The organism is Mesorhizobium sp. 1M-11 (assembly GCF_001303895.1).
In the GTDB taxonomy this organism is placed as follows: domain Bacteria; phylum Pseudomonadota; class Alphaproteobacteria; order Rhizobiales; family Rhizobiaceae; genus Mesorhizobium.
The window spans coordinates 49,095-66,054 of the sequence record NZ_LJSD01000050.1; the positions used below are offsets into that span (position 1 = coordinate 49,095).

Genomic DNA, 16,960 nt, shown 5'->3' on the forward strand with positions numbered 1-16,960 from the left:
GCTATCCGGACTGCTCTCCTATCCCGCCAATTGCATCTCTCTCGCGTCGATCTGCCGCCAAAACCGCGGCGATCGCTTCCCTGAGACCATCGCCGCTGATCGGCTTGTGCAGGATGCGGAAGCCACTGGCCGTCGCTTCGCGGATACGGGAAGGCGAGGTATCGCCCGTCACGATGATGCCCGGCACGGTACGGCCAAGATAGGCGGACAACGTCTTGATCGCCTCGACGCCCGTCGCGTTGTCCTTCAGGCGATAGTCTGCCACGATCAGGTCGACCGGCGCCGAATCCTTCCTCGCAGCGGCGCTGTGAACGGCCTTCACTTCCGCGGCCGATTGCCCGGCATAGATCCGGTGGCCTTCCAGCGTCAGCAAACGGACCATGGCGTCGAGCACGTCCCGTTCGTCATCGACGACCATCAGACTTGCTGCGGTTTGACCCCGCGTCGCGTTGCTGGGCGGCAAGGCCGGCGCGATGACATGAATGGACGGCAGCGTCACGGAAAACATCGAGCCGCGATCCGGCACTGAAACCAGTTTCAGCGGATGCCCAAGGAGTTCGGCCGTTCTGCGCACTATAGCCAGGCCAAGTCCCAAGCCCTGTGCCTTGTCCCGCGCCGGATTGTGTAGTTGAACGAATTCCTCGAAGACAGCAGCCTTCTGCTCTTCCGGTATCCCGAAACCACTATCCCAGACCTGGATCTCCACCGCCATCCCACGCCGGCGGCAACCGAGGAGCACGCTGCCGGAATTCGTATAGCGGAACGCGTTGGTGAGAAGATTGTCGAGGATCCGCTTCAGCATCATCGGATCGGTGTCGACATGGGCAGATGTCTCCGCGACCCGCCAGCTCAACCCTTTCGCCCGAGCCGACGCGGCAAACTCGTCGTTCAGGTTGCGGAAGAGTTCGCCAAGATCGACATTCTCCCTGGCCACGGTGACGACGCCGGCATCGAGCTTCGAGATGTCGAGAAGCGCGTTGAGCAGACCGCTCAGATTGCCGACGATCGCCTTCGCAGAACTGGCGAGGCTGCGCGCTTCACCGGATGGGACATCGCCGCGGCGGCCGAGCACCGAGAGGGTCGAAATCAGCAGCCCAAGCGCGTGGATGGGCTGGCGCAGATCGTGCGATGCGGCCGCAAGGAACCGCGTCTTGGCGCGGTCCGCGGTCTGCGCCCGATCCCGCTCTTCCTGGAGATGGTCGATCAGCCCGACATTTTCCAGCCGCAAGCGGATCATCTCGTGCAGCATGCGGTAGGCGATGCGGCCATAGTAGATGTTGATGGCGATCAGGCAGGCGAGCAGGAACAGATAGGCGTCGCCGATGGCGCCCGGCATCGTCGTGAAGCGGGCTGCCACCGGTATCGTTGTCGCAAAGATCGAACCGATCAGCGCCGGTGGAAAGGCCGACAGGGACGGAATGGTGCCGCTGACCAGGCCGGCAAGGATTGCCACGATGAAGGCAAACAGATGCGGTTGGTCGGGCACGAAGCCGATCCATGTCAGCGAGCCCCAAAGCAGGCCCGATATCCACGAAAAGCCCGCGGCTGCCCACGCCCATCGGCGCAAGGAACCCGGCGTCCGCGGATGTTTCCAGAAATGTCGAGCGGCGAGGACCCGAGCCGCGATCAGCGTGTAGACGGCGATGGCCCAGGGCACGAGCCAGTTCGTCGGAACCGAACCATAAAGCACGTAGATTATGCCGAGCGAGATGGTGACGTTGGAGATCACGATGCCATAGGCATTGCGGTAGAGATGTTCGATCAGGGCTTCCTGGATCTTGTCTTCCTGCATCGACCCCCTCGCACCGTCAGCCAAGCTGGGCTGGCCTTTTCCCCGGCTGGCAGGTTGATCTATCGCCTGCATGTTTCCCATACGTTAGCAATCGCCGAACTAAGCTGCCGTCCCCAGGACAAAGACATCATGCATCGCCCGCTGACCGCCATCCTTGCCGACGACCACGCCATCATGCGCGAAGGCGTGAAGCTGCTCATCGGTGCGATGGAGAATGTGTCGGTGGTGGCGGAAGCGGCAGAGGGGGAGACGCTGCTCAAACTGGTGCGCGACACGAAGGCCGACCTGCTCGTTCTCGATCTCGGCATGCCCGGCGTGTCGGGCGTGCCGTTCATCGCCGAAATCAGGGAGCTGGCGCCACGGCTGAAGATCGTTGTGCTGACCGCCAATATCGAGCCTCGGACGGTCCGGCTGGCGCTGGAGTTCGGAGCGAACGCGTATCTCACCAAGGATGGCGACCCTGAAGAACTCGGTGCGGCGATCGAGGCGCTGCGGCAAGGCGGGACCTATCTTGCGCGAACGGTGCGTTTCGCAGTCAGCGAGCCGGACAGGAGCCGGATGCCGGACGCGCAGGAAATCATTTCGCCGGTGCCTTTGACCCAGCGGGAACGCCAGATCCTGCTTCTGGTGGCGCAAGGCATGACGGCGCGTGAAACCGCGGAGCGGCTCGGTATCAGCCAGGCGACCGCCCGCAAGCACCGTGAAAACCTGATGCGAAAGCTCGACCTCCACAGCACCGCGGAGCTGACCGCCTACGCGGTTCGGCTGGGGCTGCCCACAGGCTGAAGTTGCGGCTTCTGCTGCCATCATTCCGGTAACGCCCCCTTAACCAACATCACCGTAGCGCCGCCATGCGCATGCCGAAATACGGCATCTGCCGTATGTCTCCACTCCTCCCGCCCTTCTATCCCTCCGCAACGGCACTCGGACGTCCTGCACCGTGCAAGACGCAACAGGCCAGGGAGGATCGCATGTCATCGCTGGAACCGTGGATTCCGTTCGTTGTCGCGACGGTGGCTTTCGCCTGCATGCCCGGGCCAGCCATCCTCTACATGACCGCACAAACCGTGGCTCACGGCCGCCATGCCGGATTGATGGCCGCGCTTGGCATCCATCTCGGCTGCTATGTCCATATCGCCGCCGCTTCTATCGGCCTGGCTTCGCTGGTCGAGAGCGCGCCGACGATTTACGCCGCGATCCGTTTTGCCGGTGCGGCCTATCTGGTGTGGCTTGGCGTGACCATGTTCCTGGGCTGGAACCACGCAACCGAAAGCAGCGAAACGCGGCGACCGGATACGATGCGCGACAGCATCGTCGTGGAAGTGCTCAACCCCAAGACCGCGCTGTTCTTCCTGACCTTCCTGCCGCAATTCGTGGATACCGCTGCTGCGATTCCGCTCTGGCTGCAGTTCCTGATCCTCGGCATGGTGGTCAATCTGGTGTTCTCTGCCGCCGATGTCGCCGCCGTCGGTCTCGCCTCCGTCACGCTCGGGCGGCTGTCTTCAGGCACTTCCAGCTGGATTGTCCCGAAAGCGTGCGGTTCGATCCTGATCGGCCTCGGTGTCGCGCTCGTCACGCATCAGGTTTAGGGCCGGAAACCTGACGAGAGCATAAACATCTCATGTGGCGCACGCCCAACGGCTTGGGAGAGCCGTTGTCGGTCGTCATCCTCTACGCACATGGTCGTACTGGAATTCTTCGATGCGGCCGTGCCATGCTGACTTTACGCGCGCGTCCTTGCTAGACTGCATAAGGGTGAGGTTTGCATGCGGCGGCTGGAGGGCCGCAGTCCATTCGGGAGGAACCATATGGCAATGATCTCACGCGCGCTCGCAGTCGCGCTTCTGGCAAGCGTTTCGTTACCTGCGGCCGCACAGCAGTTTTCGGACAACAAGGTCAAGATCGGCATTCTGAACGATCAATCCGGCGTCTATGCCGACTTCGGCGGTAAGTGGTCCTATGAGGCGGCCAAGATGGCGGTGGAAGACTTCGGCGGCAAGGTGAAGGATATGCCGATCGAGGTGGTCACCGCCGATCATCAGAACAAGGCAGACATCGCCTCCAACATTGCGCGCCAATGGTACGATACCGAGCAGGTCGACGCGATCATGGAGCTCACCACCTCGTCCGTCGCGCTCGCAGTCCAGGGCATCTCGCAGGAAAAGAAAAAGATCGACATCGTCACGGGTGCGGCGACCTCCGAACTCACCGGCAAATCCTGCTCGCCCTACGGGTTCCATTGGGCTTACGACACGCACGCCCTGGCCGTCGGCACCGGCGGAGCGCTGGTGCAGCAGGGCGGCGACACCTGGTTCTTCCTGACCGCGGACTATGCCTTCGGCTACTCGCTGGAAGAGCAGACCTCGAAATTCGTGACCTCGAAGGGTGGCAAGGTGCTGGGCGCCGTGCGCCATCCGCTCGCCACCACGGACTATTCGTCCTTCCTGCTGCAGGCGCAGTCTTCCGGCGCCAAGGTCATCGGCCTTGCCAATGCCGGTCTGGACACCGCCAATGCGATCAAGCAGGCGGCGGAATTCGGCATCGTTTCCGGCGGCCAGCGCATGGCAGCACTTCTCTTCACCCTCGCCGAAGTGCATGGCCTGGGTCTGGAGGCGGCGCAGGGCCTGACGCTGACCGAAGGCTTCTACTGGGACCGCGACGATGAATCCCGCGCCTGGTCGAAGAAGTTCATGGACCGCACCGGCCGCATGCCGAACATGATCCAGGCCGGCACCTATTCGGCCGTGCTTCAATACCTCAAGGCTATCGACAAGGCCGGCACCGACGAAACCGAAGCGGTTTCGAAGAACCTGCACGAAATGCCTGTCGAAGACGTCTTTGCCCGTGGCGGCAAGGTCGGCCCCAACGGCCGCATGATCTACGACATGTATCTGATGGAGGTGAAGAAGCCGTCGGAGAGCAAAGGCCCGTGGGACTACTACAAGGTTCTCGCGACCATTCCCGGCGACGAAGCCTACACCAAGCCTGCGGAGTCCGGATGCCCGCTGGTGAAGTAGGCCGCTGCCGCGAACAGGGATGGGGGTATCGTTGAATACCGAATCCCAACCGAATTCAGGTTCTCCCGTCCTGTCCGCGCGCGGCTTGCGGCGTGATTTTGCCGGCTTCGTTGCCGTGAAGGATGTCGACCTCGACGTCCATCACGGCAAGATCCATGCCCTGATCGGCCCGAATGGGGCCGGCAAGACGACCGTGTTCAACCTTTTGACCAAGTTCCTGCAACCCACCGCAGGAACCATCACCCTGGACGGTCACGACATCACCAAGGCTGCGCCGGCCAAGGTGGCGCGCATGGGCGTCGTGCGCTCGTTCCAGATATCGGCGACCTTTCCGCACCTGACCGTGCTCGACAATGTGCGGGTGGCGCTGCAGCGGCCAAACGGTCTCGCCACCCAGTTCTGGCGTTCGCTTTCCGCGCTTGACCAATTGACGCCAAAGGCCATGGACCTTTTGCAGGCCGTTGGCCTGGACAATGCAAGGAACAGGTTGGCATCCGACCTTTCCTATGGCCGCAAGCGCGTGCTCGAGATCGCCACCACCCTGGCCCTCGACCCCAAGGTCCTGCTGCTCGACGAGCCGATGGCGGGCATGGGCCATGAGGATGTCGGCGCGATCTCCAAACTGGTACACACGATTGCCCGGGACCGCGCTGTGCTGATGGTCGAGCACAATCTTTCCGTCGTCGCCGATATCGCCGACTGGGTGACAGTGCTGCAGCGCGGCCAGATGCTGGCCGCCGGAGATTACGACACGGTGAGCAAGGACGAGCGCGTGCGGGTTGCCTATATGGGGACCGAACATGAATAGCGCCGCTCCCCTGCTCTCGGTCCGCGGCCTGAACGCCTGGTATGGCGAAAGCCATGCGCTGCACGGCGTCGACCTCGATATTCATCAGGGCGAGACGGTCACCCTGCTCGGACGCAACGGCGTCGGCAAGACGACGACATTGCGCGCGATCATGGGGCTGATCCGCAAGCGAACCGGCCAGGTGACGTTTGCCGGCAAGGACCTGATCAAGATGCCGTTGCACCACACGGCGCGCGCGGGCATCGCCTATGTGCCGGAAGAACGCGGCATCTTCGCCACGCTGACTGTCGACGAGAACCTGATGCTGCCGCCTGTGGTGGCGGAAGGCGGCATGGGCGTCGATGAGATTTTCGACCTGTTTCCGAACCTCAAGGAACGGCGCAACAGCCAGGGCACCAAGCTTTCCGGCGGAGAGCAGCAGATGCTGGCGATCGCGCGCATCCTGCGCACGGGCGCCAAGACGATCCTGCTCGATGAACCGACGGAAGGGCTGGCGCCGGTGATCGTGCAGCGCATCGGCGAACTGCTGGCGGAACTGAAGCGGCGCGGCATGACGATCCTGCTGGTCGAGCAGAATTTCCGCTTCGCCAGCCGCGTCGCGGACCGCTTCTATCTGATGGAGCATGGCAAGGTGCTGTCCGAGTTTCCGGTCGGCGAACTCGAGAGCCGAATGGATGAACTGCATGAAGTGCTGGGGGTCTGAACGGTGATTTTCGGCATCCCCATTCAGGCCTTTGCCGGACAGCTGCTGGTCGGACTGATCAACGGCTCCTTCTACGCCATGCTGTCGCTCGGCCTCGCCATCATCTTCGGCCTGCTGCGCGTCATCAACTTCGCGCATGGCGCGCAATACATGCTCGGTGCCTTCATCGGCTATCTCGTCCTCGCCAAGCTCGGCATCGGCTATTGGCCGGCGCTGATCCTGGTGCCGATCGTGGTCGGCCTGTTCGGCATCGTCGTCGAACGACTCGCCCTGTCGCGGCTCTACGAGGTGGATCCGCTCTACGGCCTGCTCTTCACCTTCGGGCTCGCCTTGGTGCTGGAAGGCGTTTTCCGCTATGTCTACGGCGTTTCCGGCAACCCCTATCCGGTGCCGACGGCTCTCGCCGGCGGCGTCAATCTCGGCTTCATGTTCCTGCCGATCTACCGCGGCTGGATCGTCGTGGCGTCGCTCATCGTCTGCCTGGGTGCCTGGCTTCTGGTCGAAAAGACCAAATTCGGTTCGTATCTGCGCGCCGCGACCGAGAACCCCAAGCTGGTGCAGTCCTTCGGGGTCAACGTGCCGATGCTGCTGACGCTGACCTACGGCCTCGGTGCCGGCCTTGCCGGGCTCGCCGGCATCATGGCCGCCCCAGTCTACCAGGTCAGTCCCTTGATGGGCTCCAACATGATCATCATCGTGTTCGCCGTGGTGGTGGTCGGCGGCATGGGCTCGATCCTGGGAGCGATCCTGACCGGCTATATGCTCGGTCTCGCAGAAGGCCTGACCAAGGTGTTCTACCCGGAAGCTTCGAGCATCGTCATCTTCGTGATCATGGCGATCGTCCTGCTGATCCGCCCCGCCGGCCTGTTCGGGAAGGACGCCTGATATGACCGACGCGACCGTCCAACCGGGCAAGACCGGAACCGCGAACCGCCTGGAGACCGTCCTGATCGGGCTCGGCGTGGTGGCGCTTCTGGCGCTGCCGTTCTTCGTCTACCCGATCTTCATCATGAAGATGATGTGCTTCGCGCTGTTCGCCTGCGCCTTCAATCTTCTGCTCGGCTATACGGGCCTGCTGTCCTTCGGACATGCCGCCTTCTTTGGAGGAGCCGCCTATTTCACGGCGCATGCTGTCAAGGTGTGGGGCGTTTCGCCTGAAATCGGCATTTTTATCGGCGTTGCCGGCGCGGCCTTGCTCGGCCTCGTCATCGGTTTCTTCGCCATTCGCCGCCAGGGCATCTATTTCGCCATGATCACGCTGGCGCTTTCGCAAATGTTCTTCTTCTTCTGCGTGCAGGCCGGGTTCACCGGCGGCGAGGACGGCATCCAGGGCGTGCCGCGCGGAACCTTCCTCGGCGTGTTCGACCTGCATGACGAGCATACGATGTATTATTTCGTCGCCGCCAATTTCCTGCTCGGCCTTTTCATCGTCTGGCGCATCGTCAATTCGCCCTTCGGCCTCATCCTGCGTTCGATCCGCGAGAACGAGAACCGCGCCATCTCGCTCGGCTATTCCGTGCAGAACTACAAGCTCGCCGCTTTCGTGATGTCGGCAGCACTCGCTGGGCTTGCCGGTGCGATCAAGGCGCTGGTCTTCCAGTTCGCCACGCTGACCGACGTCGCCTGGCAGATGTCGGGAGAAGTCATCCTGATGACGCTGCTGGGCGGCATCGGCACGATGGCCGGTCCGATCTTCGGCGCCGGCTTTGTCGTCGCCTTGCAGAACCTGCTCGCGACCTCGGACTTCCCGGTGACCATCGCCACGGGCCTGATCTTCATGGTCTGCGTTCTGATTTTCCGCAAAGGCATCGTCGGCGAGATCTATGCGTGGCTGGATCGCCGGCGTGGGGAAAAGCCGGAATAACGCACGCAGAAAATGGTGCGCTACGCTTGAGGGCTCAGCCTGGATCGGTCGATACAATCAGCATCGACCGATCCAGGGACGAGCGCGAAGCCTCGGCCGGCGATGGCATCCGCCTGAAGCCGGCTACTTCTGGATTTCGGCCTTGGTCTTGCTGACATCGTCGGCACTCATCTCTCCGACCGTCTCGACCTTGCCGTCCTTGACTTTCCACAGCCGGAACGGACCCGTGATGTCGCCATACTGGTCGAAGGAGACCGGGCCGATGACGCCTTCATATTTTACCGACTTGCCTTCCTTAATCAGCGCAAGCGCCTTGGCAAATTCCTCCTTACCGGCATGGATCGGCTCGCCTTTGTCGGAAACCACTTCCGGGATCGCCGCCTTGATCGCGGCGGCATCGCCCTTGCCGGCCTTGGCGATGGCCAATGCCACGATCGCACCCGCATCGTAGGAGCGGTCGGCAGCCGGCGCGTCGGGTTTGATGCCACCGGAGAAGGCTTCATAGGCGCCGTAGAAATAGTCGGTCGAGGCCGTCTTGCTGGTGCCCGACGAGGTGCCATAGGCCTCATTGAGATATTGCGCGCCGACGGCATCGATGAACTCGGCCGAGTTCATGCCGTCATTGAGCAGGAATTTCTGCGCGCCGCCTCCGGAGATCCAGGCGCGCGCGATCGTTGCGCCGTCGACCGGATAGCTGACGAGATAAAGCGCCTCGGGTTCGCCGGCCATCGCGGCGCTCGCCTCGGCCGAATAGCTCGCCTGCTTTTCGTTGTAAGGCGTCGTCGAGGTGATGGTGCCGCCGAGCTTCTTGTAGGCGTCGGCGAATTCCTTGACCATGTTGACGCCGAAGTCGTTGTTGACGTGGATGATGGCAAGCTTCTTCAGGCCCTGGTCGATGGCGTATTTCGCGGCGGCCGTACCTTGCAGCGCATCCGAGGTGATGGTGCGGAAGAAGACCCCGTTGGTCTTGCCGTCCTTGCCAAGCGCGGTCAGCGTCGGCGAAGACGAAGCCGGCGACACCTGCACGATACCTGCGGGCGCGGTCACAGAGGTCAGGATCGGGATCGACACCGACGAGATGATGCCGCCGATGATGACCGGCACCTTCTTGATGTTGACCAGCTGCGTCGCCTGGTCGACGGCGACATTACCCTGGCTCTGGCTGTCGCGCGTGTCGGTGACGAGCTTGCAGCCGCCGACGCCGCCGGCCTCGTTGAAATCGCGGAACGCCATCTCGACGGATTTCGCGCCGGCCTGGCCATACTCGCCGGCAGGCCCGGTCAGTTCCATGACCAGTCCGACGGTGATGTCGCAATCGGCGGCAAGCGCCGGCGCGGCCGAAGCTGCCAGTGCAGCCAGCATGGTGGTGGCGAAAAGATGTTTCTTCATGTCACTTCCCCTTTGTTATGGCCATGCTCCCGACACGGCCCTGTTTGGTCTGCGAGAGGTCCGAGCTGCCTTCGATCAGGCAGCTCCCTTGTTGAGGTTGTATTTCATGATCGAGCCGTGGCGGCCGTGGCGGTCGCGCTCGAGCGTGTAGACATCGCCTTCGATCTCGCTCGCCTTGGCGAGCACTGCAGCGATCTGTTCCTGATCCCGGTCGGTCAGGCTGATGTCCGAGATGGCGAGGTTCGAAGCCAGATGCGCCCGGCTGCGTGCGCCGACGATGACCGCCGCCACCGAGGGGCGCGACAGCATGGCGGCACTGGCGATGGTGGCGATGTCGGCGCCATGGCGGTCAGCCACCGCACGCAGGGTCCGCAACAGCTCCTGGAACAGGTTCCAGCCGCCGAAATCGTCGATGATCAGTTTGTATTTGACGAGCGAACGGTTCTCATAGGGCTCGGCGGGCTCAGCCGCACCGAGCCAGCGATCGCCCAGGAAGCCGCCGGCGACGGTGCCGTAACACAGGAACGCAATGCCGTTTTCCGCGGCAAGAGCGGCCATGCGCTTGGCCGGCCGCGCATCAAGCAGCGAATATTGCACCTGCATGGAGGTCAGCGGCACACCGGCCGCAACGATCGCCTCGACATGATCCGTATCGAAATTGGTGCCGCCGATCCGATCGATCTTGCCGGCCTGCCTCAGCTCGTTCAGCCAGCCCGCGGTCTCCAGCCACCGCGGCGCTTCGTAATCCCACCAGTGAAACTGCACCAGGTCGAGCCGGTCGAGATTGAGCCGCCGCAACGACTGGTCGATGACGCCTTCGACATAATTCTTGGTGATACGCGGCAGGACATCGAGATCGGGCACGAACTTGGTATGCACCTTGATGCGGTCGAGCGCTTCCTGCCCGCGCTCGTCCCTGTAGCGCAGCCGGAAACGGCCGATCAGTTCCTCGACGCCTGTATAGATATCGGCGCAGTCGAAGGTGGTGATACCGGCATCGGCAAAGGCGATCATGTCGGCAATGGGGTCGTCGCTGGAGGCAGCGCCGTGGCCGCTGGCCATCTGCCAGCCGCCGCGGATGACCCGCGAAATCTCATAATCCGATGCCAGTCTGGTTCTCTGCATGCTTGTCGTCTCAATCGTCGTTCAGCGGCACGGCCGTCGTCTCGGCATGGCTGAAGCGGCGCAGGCCGGTTCGGGTGATGCGGAAACGCGAGCTGCAATTGGGATCCGGACAGGCCACCTCGGCGTCGGTCGTCATCCAGTCGTTCTTATGGGTCGGCCGCTGCTTGGCCGGCAACAGCGGCAGAAGAGCCGCCAGCGAATAGATCGAGAAGCCCTGCCCGGGCGGCAGATGCAACATCTCGCCGCGCATCTCGAAATAATCTCCAACCTTGGCGCCGCAATAGATCGCTCCGCCTTCCGGCGCGGTCACTTCGACGCGCAGATCGTGGAGCTCGAAGGAATCATCTTGCCTTTCAGCCATGCCGCAGCTCCCGCGCTTCGATCTCCTCGGCGTCGAGGCGACCGCGAATCAGGTTGAACGAACGGGTGATGTCGTCGGTCAGCGCCTTGACCGAGCCGGCGACATCGCGGCGCTCCAGGGCCTCGATCAATGCCCAGTGATGATGGGTGGCCGGGATGTCGCGGTTCTCGTCATGGATCTGGGCCGCCTTGCGGACATAGGGACCGGATTGCAGCCACAGGCTTTCCACGATGGGGATCAGCACCGCTGAGCCGGCAGCCCGGTAGACGTAGAAATGGAAGGCATGGTTGAGCTCGGACGTCTTGTGCGCCTTGTCGCTGTCGTTGCTGGCGAAAGCGGCCTCGCAGGCCGAGGTCAGCTGCCTGAGTTCAATGAAATCGGCAGCAGCGAGATTGGGCAAGGCAAGTGCCGTGATCTGTCCCTCGATGAGACAGCGGGCGCGGGCAAGATCTTCCAGTCTTTCGCGCGTGATCAGAGGCACCCGGACGGACCGGTTCGGCAGCGCCTCCAGCGCCTGTTCTGAAACCAGACGGCCGAGTGCCTCGCGCACCGGCATGGTGCTGGTCGCCAGGGTCTCGGCGAGGTCGACGATGCGCATGATCTCGCCCGCGTCGAACATGCCGTGGATCAGCGAGCGGCGCAGTTCGGCATAGACGCGGTCGTGCAATGTCTCGCGCACGACCGGCGAAAGCGCGCGGCGACTCATGCCGCCGCCCTGTCACGGTGGTTCGGACCAGTTCTGCAAATTTCGCGATCAGGCATTTCGTCCACCATTCGGAGCCGGACACCTCAAGCCATTGCTCATTTTCGTAGTTGCAATTTGCTGCGATGTAAAGTTTGATCAAACATCACAGATCAAAATAATCGATCGGCCACGATGCAGCCTGTCGCACATGCCTCTTCGGATACACCCAACGGCCCGCTCGTCGAGGCGCGCGATCTGGTCAAGCAGTTCGGCGGCCTGCGCGCCGTCGACTGCATGTCGATCACCTTGCATCGCGGCGAGATGGCAGGGCTGATCGGCCCGAACGGCGCCGGCAAGACCACCCTCTTCAATTTGATCGCTGGCAGCCTGAACCCGACATCCGGCTCGATCCGGATCGGCGGTGTCGAGGTTGCGCAGGAGCGACCGGAACGGCGCATCGCACGCGGCATCGGACGCACGTTCCAGATTCCGCGCCCCTTCGCCGAAATGACGGTGCTGGAAAATGTCCTGACCGGCAGCCAACGGCAGTCCGGCGAACGCATATGGATGAATTTTCTCCAGCCGGCCCGTGTTGCCGCTGAGGAGCGCCAGGCCGTCGAGAAAGCGCGCGCCCTGCTCGACTTCGTCAAACTGTCCGGATTGGAAGCCGAGCCGGCACGGGTGCTGTCGGGCGGACAGCGCAAGCTCCTGGAACTGGCGCGCGTGCTGATGGCGGACCCTGAGACCATCCTGCTCGACGAACCGGCAGCCGGCGTCAACCCGACGCTGCTGGAGCTCATCATCGATCGCGTGCTCGAACTCAACGGCCAGGGCAAGTCGATCCTGCTGATCGAGCACAATATGGACATGGTTGCCCGGCTGTGCGGTCGCGTGGTCGTCATGGCGGCGGGAAAGCTGCTGACGGAAGGAACTCCCGACGAGGTCTCGCGCAATCGCACCGTGATCGAAGCCTATCTCGGCGAGGTCGCGGCATGACCGGACCGCAGCCCAGCGCGCTTTCGACGCGAGCCCTTGTCGCCGGCTACGAACCCGACCTGCCGATCGTGCGCGGCGTCGACTTTTCGATCCGCAGCGGCGAACTCGTCATCGTGCTCGGCCCCAACGGCGCCGGCAAATCCACCTTCGTCAAGGCGATCGCCGGCCTGGTGCCGATCCACTCCGGCGCCACGATGCTCGGCGGTTTCGACATCACCGCAGTGCCGACGCATGAGAAGATCCGCCACGGCCTGGCCTTCGTGCCACAGACCGAAAACATCTTCGCGACGATGTCGATCCACGACAATCTGCTTCTGGCCGCAAATGTGCTGCCCAAGGAAAAACGCAGCCGCCGCGTGGCCGACCTCTATGCAATGTTCCCCGATCTCGCAGCGCGGCCTTCGTTGCGTGCCGGCCAGCTTTCGGGTGGCCAACGGCAGATGCTGGCGGTGGCGCGCGCGCTGATCGTCGAGCCGAGCGTGCTGATCCTGGACGAGCCTTCGGCGGGCCTTTCGCCCAAGATCGTGCAGGAAGTGTTTGCCCAGTTGAAGGCGATCAACGACACGGGCGTCACCATCATCCTGGTCGAGCAGAATGTGAAGGCGGCACTGGCCATCGCCGATCGCGCGGCGATCCTGGTGGAAGGACAGTTGCGGCATGAGGGGCCGGCAGCCACGCTCGCCGAAGACCCGATCGTCGCCGAACTCTATCTCGGCGCCCGCCCTGCGGGAAAGGCGGCAACGCCATGAACCCGCAACTGATCATGGATGGCCTGATCGCCGGCGCGATGATCGGGCTTGGCGCCATCGGCATCACGCTGACCTATTCGATCCTGCGTTTCGCCAATTTCGCGCATGGCGAGATGATCAGCTGGGGCGCCTATCTGGCGCTCGCCACCAGCGGCCTGCTTGGCTCATTGTCGGGGGCGCTGCTCAAGCCGATCGGACCATTCTCCTTCGGCTGGTCGCTGCCGCTTGCCGTACTCGCCGCCGTGGCGCTGACGGCCGGTCTCGCGCTTCTGGTCGACGCGCTGTTGTTCGGCCCGCTGCGCAAGCGCCGCAGCGCCGTCATCATCATGGTGATGGCAAGCTTTGGCGCCTCTCTGGCGCTGCGCAGCCTGCTTGAATTCATCTTCACCTCGAAGCCCGTCTATTTCTCGAAGGCCTTGCAGATCGCGCTTCCCCTCGGCGGCGGTTTGAGGGCAACGCCCGACCAGCTGCTGTCGCTGGCCGTCGCGGCCATTCTCGTCGTCGCGATCCATATCCTGCTGACGCGTACGGCGATCGGCCGTTCCATGCGTGCGGTTAGCGAGAACCAGCAGCTTGCCGGCGTTGCCGGCATCGATGCGCGCAAGGTGATCCGCACCGTCTGGATGCTGGGCGCAGGGCTCGCCTGCATCGCCGGCGTCATGGCCGGCCTACTGGTGCAGATCCGTCCCTATATGGGCTTCGACCTGTTGCTGCCGCTGTTTGCGGCCGCGATCCTCGGTGGCATCGGCAGCGTGCCCGGAGCGATGCTGGCAGGCCTGATCGTCGGTCTTGCGGAAGCTCTCGGTGTGCAGCTGATCGGCGCCGAATGGCGCGCGGCCGTCGCCTTCATGATCCTCGTCTTCGTCTTATTGCTGCGCCCGCAAGGCCTGTTCGGGAGGGCGGAATGAGCGTCGAACTCGTCGCCTATGTCGCCTTTTTCCTGACAATGGCCCTGACCTATGCGGTCATGTGCCTGGGCCTCAACGTGCAATGGGGGCAGACCGGCCTGTTCAACGTGGGCGTTGCCGGTTTCGTCGCCATCGGCGCCTACGTCTCGGCGCTGCTGACCACGCCCGACGCCCCTGACCGCTTTGGCGGCTTCGGCCTGCCCATCCTGGTCGGCTGGCTGGGGGCAGCGCTTGCCACGGGCCTCGCCTCATTTCTCGTCGGTTGGCTGACGATCCGGCTACGCGCCGACTATCTCGCCATCGCGACCTTCGGTGTGGCGGTGACGGTGCAGCTTGTCGCGCTCAACCTGCAAAGCATCACCGGTGGTCCCTTCGGCATCGGCTTCATTCCAAGGCCCTTCGCCAATCTGGCCGGCGATCCGCTGGCCTTCAGCCTGCTCAATCTCGGCGTGCTGATCGTCGTGGTCGCCCTGCTCTATCTCGCGCTCGAACATCTGCTGCGCAGTCCATGGGGACGCGTGCTGCGCGCCATCCGCGAAGACGAGACGGCCGCGCTGGCGCTCGGCAAGAACGCCACCCGCTTCCGCTTGCAGGCCTTCGCGATCGGCGGTGCCATCATGGGGCTGGCCGGAGCAACCCAGGCCCATTTCGTCGGCTTTATCGCGCCCGACAATTATGTGCCGCTGCTCACCTTCCAGGTCTGGGCCATGCTGATCGTCGGCGGGTCCGGCAACAATCGCGGAGCCATCCTTGGGGCCATCCTGGTCTGGGGCATCTGGGCAGCTTCGGCCGGCGCCATCGCATCCCTGTTCCCGCCGGACCAGCAGGCACGTGCCGCCGCGCTGCGCATCGTGCTCATCGGCATCGGGCTGTGCGCCATCCTGCTTTTGCGGCCACGCGGCATTCTGGGAGAGGAGCGGATCGTTTCACGCCATCTTGCCCGCCTCAAGCCAGCGCGCCGGACAGCGTCCAACCCGACTTCTCCCGAACCCTGAGCGAGGCCCATGATGCCAACCACTCCCGAGCGCACGACGCTAGCCGGGCTCGACATCAGCCGGCTGCTGTGCGGGCTATGGCAGGTCGCGGACCTGGAGAAAAGTGGCGAAACACTCGACGCCGAACGCGGCGCCGATGCCCTGCAGGCCTATGCCAAGGCCGGCTTCGACACATTCGACATGGCCGACCATTACGGCAGCGCGGAGATCATCACGGGTCACCTGCTGACTCGCTACCCTGCCGGCAATCGCCCTCTGGCCTTCACCAAATGGTGCCCGGAACCCGGCCCGATGACGGCAGAGGTCGTGCGAAAGGGTGTCCAGGAAAGGCTTGACCGGCTCGGCGTCGAGAAGGTCGACCTGCTGCAGCTCCACTGGTGGAGCTTCGAGCACCCGGCATGGCTGGATGCTCTGCACGAAATGGCGCGGCTCAGGCAGGAAGGCCTGATCGGCGCGATCGGCGTCACCAATTTCGATGCCGCGCATTTGGCCCTGGCACTCGCCGACGGCATCCCGCTTGCCTCCAATCAGGTCTCCTTTTCCCTGATCGACCGCCGCGCCGCCGGTGCACTTTCCGAAGTCTGCGCGCGCAGCAACGTCAGGCTGTTCGCCTATGGAACCCTGTGCGGTGGTTTCCTCGCCGACAAGTGGCTTGGCGCGCCGGAACCGACCTCGATCCCCGACTGGAGCCGCTCGAAATACAAGCGCTTCATCGACACGGCCGGCGGCTGGGGTGCGTTCCAAGGCGTGCTCGCCGCAGCTGGCGAAATCGCGCGCAAGCACACCGTCTCGATCTCCAATGTCGCGACCCGCTGGGTGCTGGAGCATCCGTCGGTCGCAGTCGCCATCATCGGCGCGCGGCTCGGCGAAAGCGAACACCGTGACGACAATCTGAAAGCCTTTTCCTTCGCGCTCGATGGAGAGGACAAGGCCCGGCTCGAGGCGGCCTTTGCGGGCACGCAGCCGATCCCGGGCGATTGCGGCGACGAATACCGCCGTCCACCCTATCTCACTGCCTCGGGCGACCTCAGCCATCATCTCGACGCTCTGCCCTCGATCTTTGTGGCCGAGCCTGTCCCGGGGCGGCCGGAGCGCTCGCGCGTGTCGTCCGGCAGCATCTGGGAACCCATCGCCGGCTTCAGCCGCGCCGTGCGGGTGAAGGATACGATCCGGGTTTCGGGCACGACCGCCACCCATGGCGCCGACCGCTGCGTCGCTCCCGGCGACGTCGGCGCACAGACCACCTATGTCCTCGACAAGATCCTGGCTTCGATCGCGGCACTTGGCGGGCGCGCCGAGGATGTCGTGCGCACGCGCATCTATCTGCGCGATGCCTCGCAATGGGAGCCGGCATCGCGGGCACATGGCCGTTTCTTCGGCGAGATCAAGCCGGCCAACACCATGATCGCGGCGGGCGACCTGATCGGCGACTACGAGGTCGAGATCGAGGCGGAAGCGGTGGTAGACTGAGCACCGTTCCCGACTTTTCCGCCGACGTCAGCCGATCCCGCCAGTGGCGAGAGGCTGCGCGTACCCCGATTAAAGCCGTGCAGCCGTTGAGACAGGCA

At 63.6% G+C, this 16,960-nt stretch carries 17 protein-coding genes; 12 read left to right on the forward strand and 5 right to left on the reverse strand.

Annotation, left to right across the window (positions count from 1 at the left end; translation table 11 throughout):
- Position 1 precedes the first annotated feature (1 nt).
- Positions 2-1,792, reverse strand: a complete 1,791-nt coding sequence (locus AO692_RS19890) for an ATP-binding protein (RefSeq protein WP_054311788.1) — start codon at positions 1,790-1,792, stop codon at positions 2-4.
- Between the two features lie 129 nt (positions 1,793-1,921).
- On the opposite strand from AO692_RS19890, the gene AO692_RS19895 reads away from it, so the two are divergent.
- The 7 genes from AO692_RS19895 (at position 1,922) to AO692_RS19925 (ending at position 8,184) form a co-directional block, all read left to right on the forward strand.
- Positions 1,922-2,578, forward strand: coding sequence for a response regulator transcription factor (locus AO692_RS19895; RefSeq protein ID WP_054311957.1), 657 nt, complete (start codon positions 1,922-1,924; stop codon positions 2,576-2,578).
- 185 nt (positions 2,579-2,763) lie between these two features.
- Positions 2,764-3,381 carry a LysE family translocator gene (locus tag AO692_RS19900; RefSeq protein ID WP_054311789.1) on the forward strand — a complete coding sequence of 206 codons (618 nt, stop codon included), beginning with the start codon at positions 2,764-2,766 and terminating at the stop codon, positions 3,379-3,381.
- Positions 3,382-3,606: 225 nt separating this feature from the next.
- Complete coding sequence (locus AO692_RS19905) at positions 3,607-4,809, forward strand: ABC transporter substrate-binding protein (RefSeq protein WP_054311958.1); 1,203 nt, start codon at positions 3,607-3,609, stop codon at positions 4,807-4,809.
- Positions 4,810-4,828: 19 nt separating this feature from the next.
- On the forward strand, positions 4,829-5,617 hold the full coding sequence (locus AO692_RS19910) for an ABC transporter ATP-binding protein (protein WP_054311790.1): 789 nt from the start codon (positions 4,829-4,831) through the stop codon (positions 5,615-5,617).
- Positions 5,610-6,320 (forward strand): ABC transporter ATP-binding protein, encoded by a 711-nt coding sequence (locus AO692_RS19915; RefSeq protein ID WP_054311791.1) that lies wholly within the window; start codon positions 5,610-5,612, stop codon positions 6,318-6,320. The genes AO692_RS19910 and AO692_RS19915 overlap by 8 nt, the downstream gene beginning before the upstream one ends.
- Before the next feature lie 3 nt (positions 6,321-6,323).
- Entirely contained in the window at positions 6,324-7,205 is an 882-nt protein-coding gene (locus AO692_RS19920) for a branched-chain amino acid ABC transporter permease (RefSeq protein WP_054311792.1), read from the forward strand.
- Between the two features lies 1 nt (position 7,206).
- The gene (locus AO692_RS19925; RefSeq protein ID WP_054311793.1) at positions 7,207-8,184 is read left to right on the forward strand and encodes a branched-chain amino acid ABC transporter permease; all 978 of its coding nucleotides are present in this window, start codon (positions 7,207-7,209) and stop codon (positions 8,182-8,184) included.
- A gap of 123 nt (positions 8,185-8,307) precedes the next feature.
- On the opposite strand, the gene AO692_RS19930 is transcribed toward AO692_RS19925, so the two are convergent.
- From AO692_RS19930 to AO692_RS19945, 4 genes are all read right to left on the reverse strand, one after another.
- Positions 8,308-9,573 carry an ABC transporter substrate-binding protein gene (locus tag AO692_RS19930; RefSeq protein ID WP_054311794.1) on the reverse strand — a complete coding sequence of 422 codons (1,266 nt, stop codon included), beginning with the start codon at positions 9,571-9,573 and terminating at the stop codon, positions 8,308-8,310.
- A 75-nt stretch (positions 9,574-9,648) separates the two neighbouring features.
- The gene (locus AO692_RS19935) at positions 9,649-10,698 is read right to left on the reverse strand and encodes an aldo/keto reductase (RefSeq protein ID WP_054311795.1); all 1,050 of its coding nucleotides are present in this window, start codon (positions 10,696-10,698) and stop codon (positions 9,649-9,651) included.
- A gap of 10 nt (positions 10,699-10,708) precedes the next feature.
- Positions 10,709-11,059, reverse strand: a complete 351-nt coding sequence (locus AO692_RS19940) for a TIGR04076 family protein (protein ID WP_054311796.1) — start codon at positions 11,057-11,059, stop codon at positions 10,709-10,711.
- Positions 11,052-11,765, reverse strand: a complete 714-nt coding sequence (locus tag AO692_RS19945) for a GntR family transcriptional regulator (protein ID WP_054311797.1) — start codon at positions 11,763-11,765, stop codon at positions 11,052-11,054. The genes AO692_RS19940 and AO692_RS19945 overlap by 8 nt, the downstream gene beginning before the upstream one ends.
- Positions 11,766-11,936: 171 nt before the next feature.
- On the opposite strand from AO692_RS19945, the gene AO692_RS19950 reads away from it, so the two are divergent.
- From AO692_RS19950 to AO692_RS19970, 5 genes are read left to right on the forward strand one after another with little or no spacing between them, the layout of a single operon-like run.
- Complete coding sequence (locus tag AO692_RS19950) at positions 11,937-12,740, forward strand: ABC transporter ATP-binding protein (protein ID WP_054311798.1); 804 nt, start codon at positions 11,937-11,939, stop codon at positions 12,738-12,740.
- Complete coding sequence (locus tag AO692_RS19955) at positions 12,737-13,489, forward strand: ABC transporter ATP-binding protein (protein WP_054311799.1); 753 nt, start codon at positions 12,737-12,739, stop codon at positions 13,487-13,489. The genes AO692_RS19950 and AO692_RS19955 overlap by 4 nt, the downstream gene beginning before the upstream one ends.
- On the forward strand, positions 13,486-14,397 hold the full coding sequence (locus AO692_RS19960; RefSeq protein WP_054311800.1) for a branched-chain amino acid ABC transporter permease: 912 nt from the start codon (positions 13,486-13,488) through the stop codon (positions 14,395-14,397). Before AO692_RS19955 ends, AO692_RS19960 begins: the two co-directional genes overlap by 4 nt.
- Positions 14,394-15,392: a branched-chain amino acid ABC transporter permease gene (locus AO692_RS19965; RefSeq protein WP_054311801.1), complete on the forward strand. Its 999-nt coding sequence runs from the start codon at positions 14,394-14,396 to the stop codon at positions 15,390-15,392. Before AO692_RS19960 ends, AO692_RS19965 begins: the two co-directional genes overlap by 4 nt.
- 12 nt (positions 15,393-15,404) lie before the next feature.
- On the forward strand, positions 15,405-16,862 hold the full coding sequence (locus tag AO692_RS19970) for an aldo/keto reductase (protein ID WP_054311959.1): 1,458 nt from the start codon (positions 15,405-15,407) through the stop codon (positions 16,860-16,862).
- The last annotated feature ends 98 nt before the right edge of the window (positions 16,863-16,960 follow it).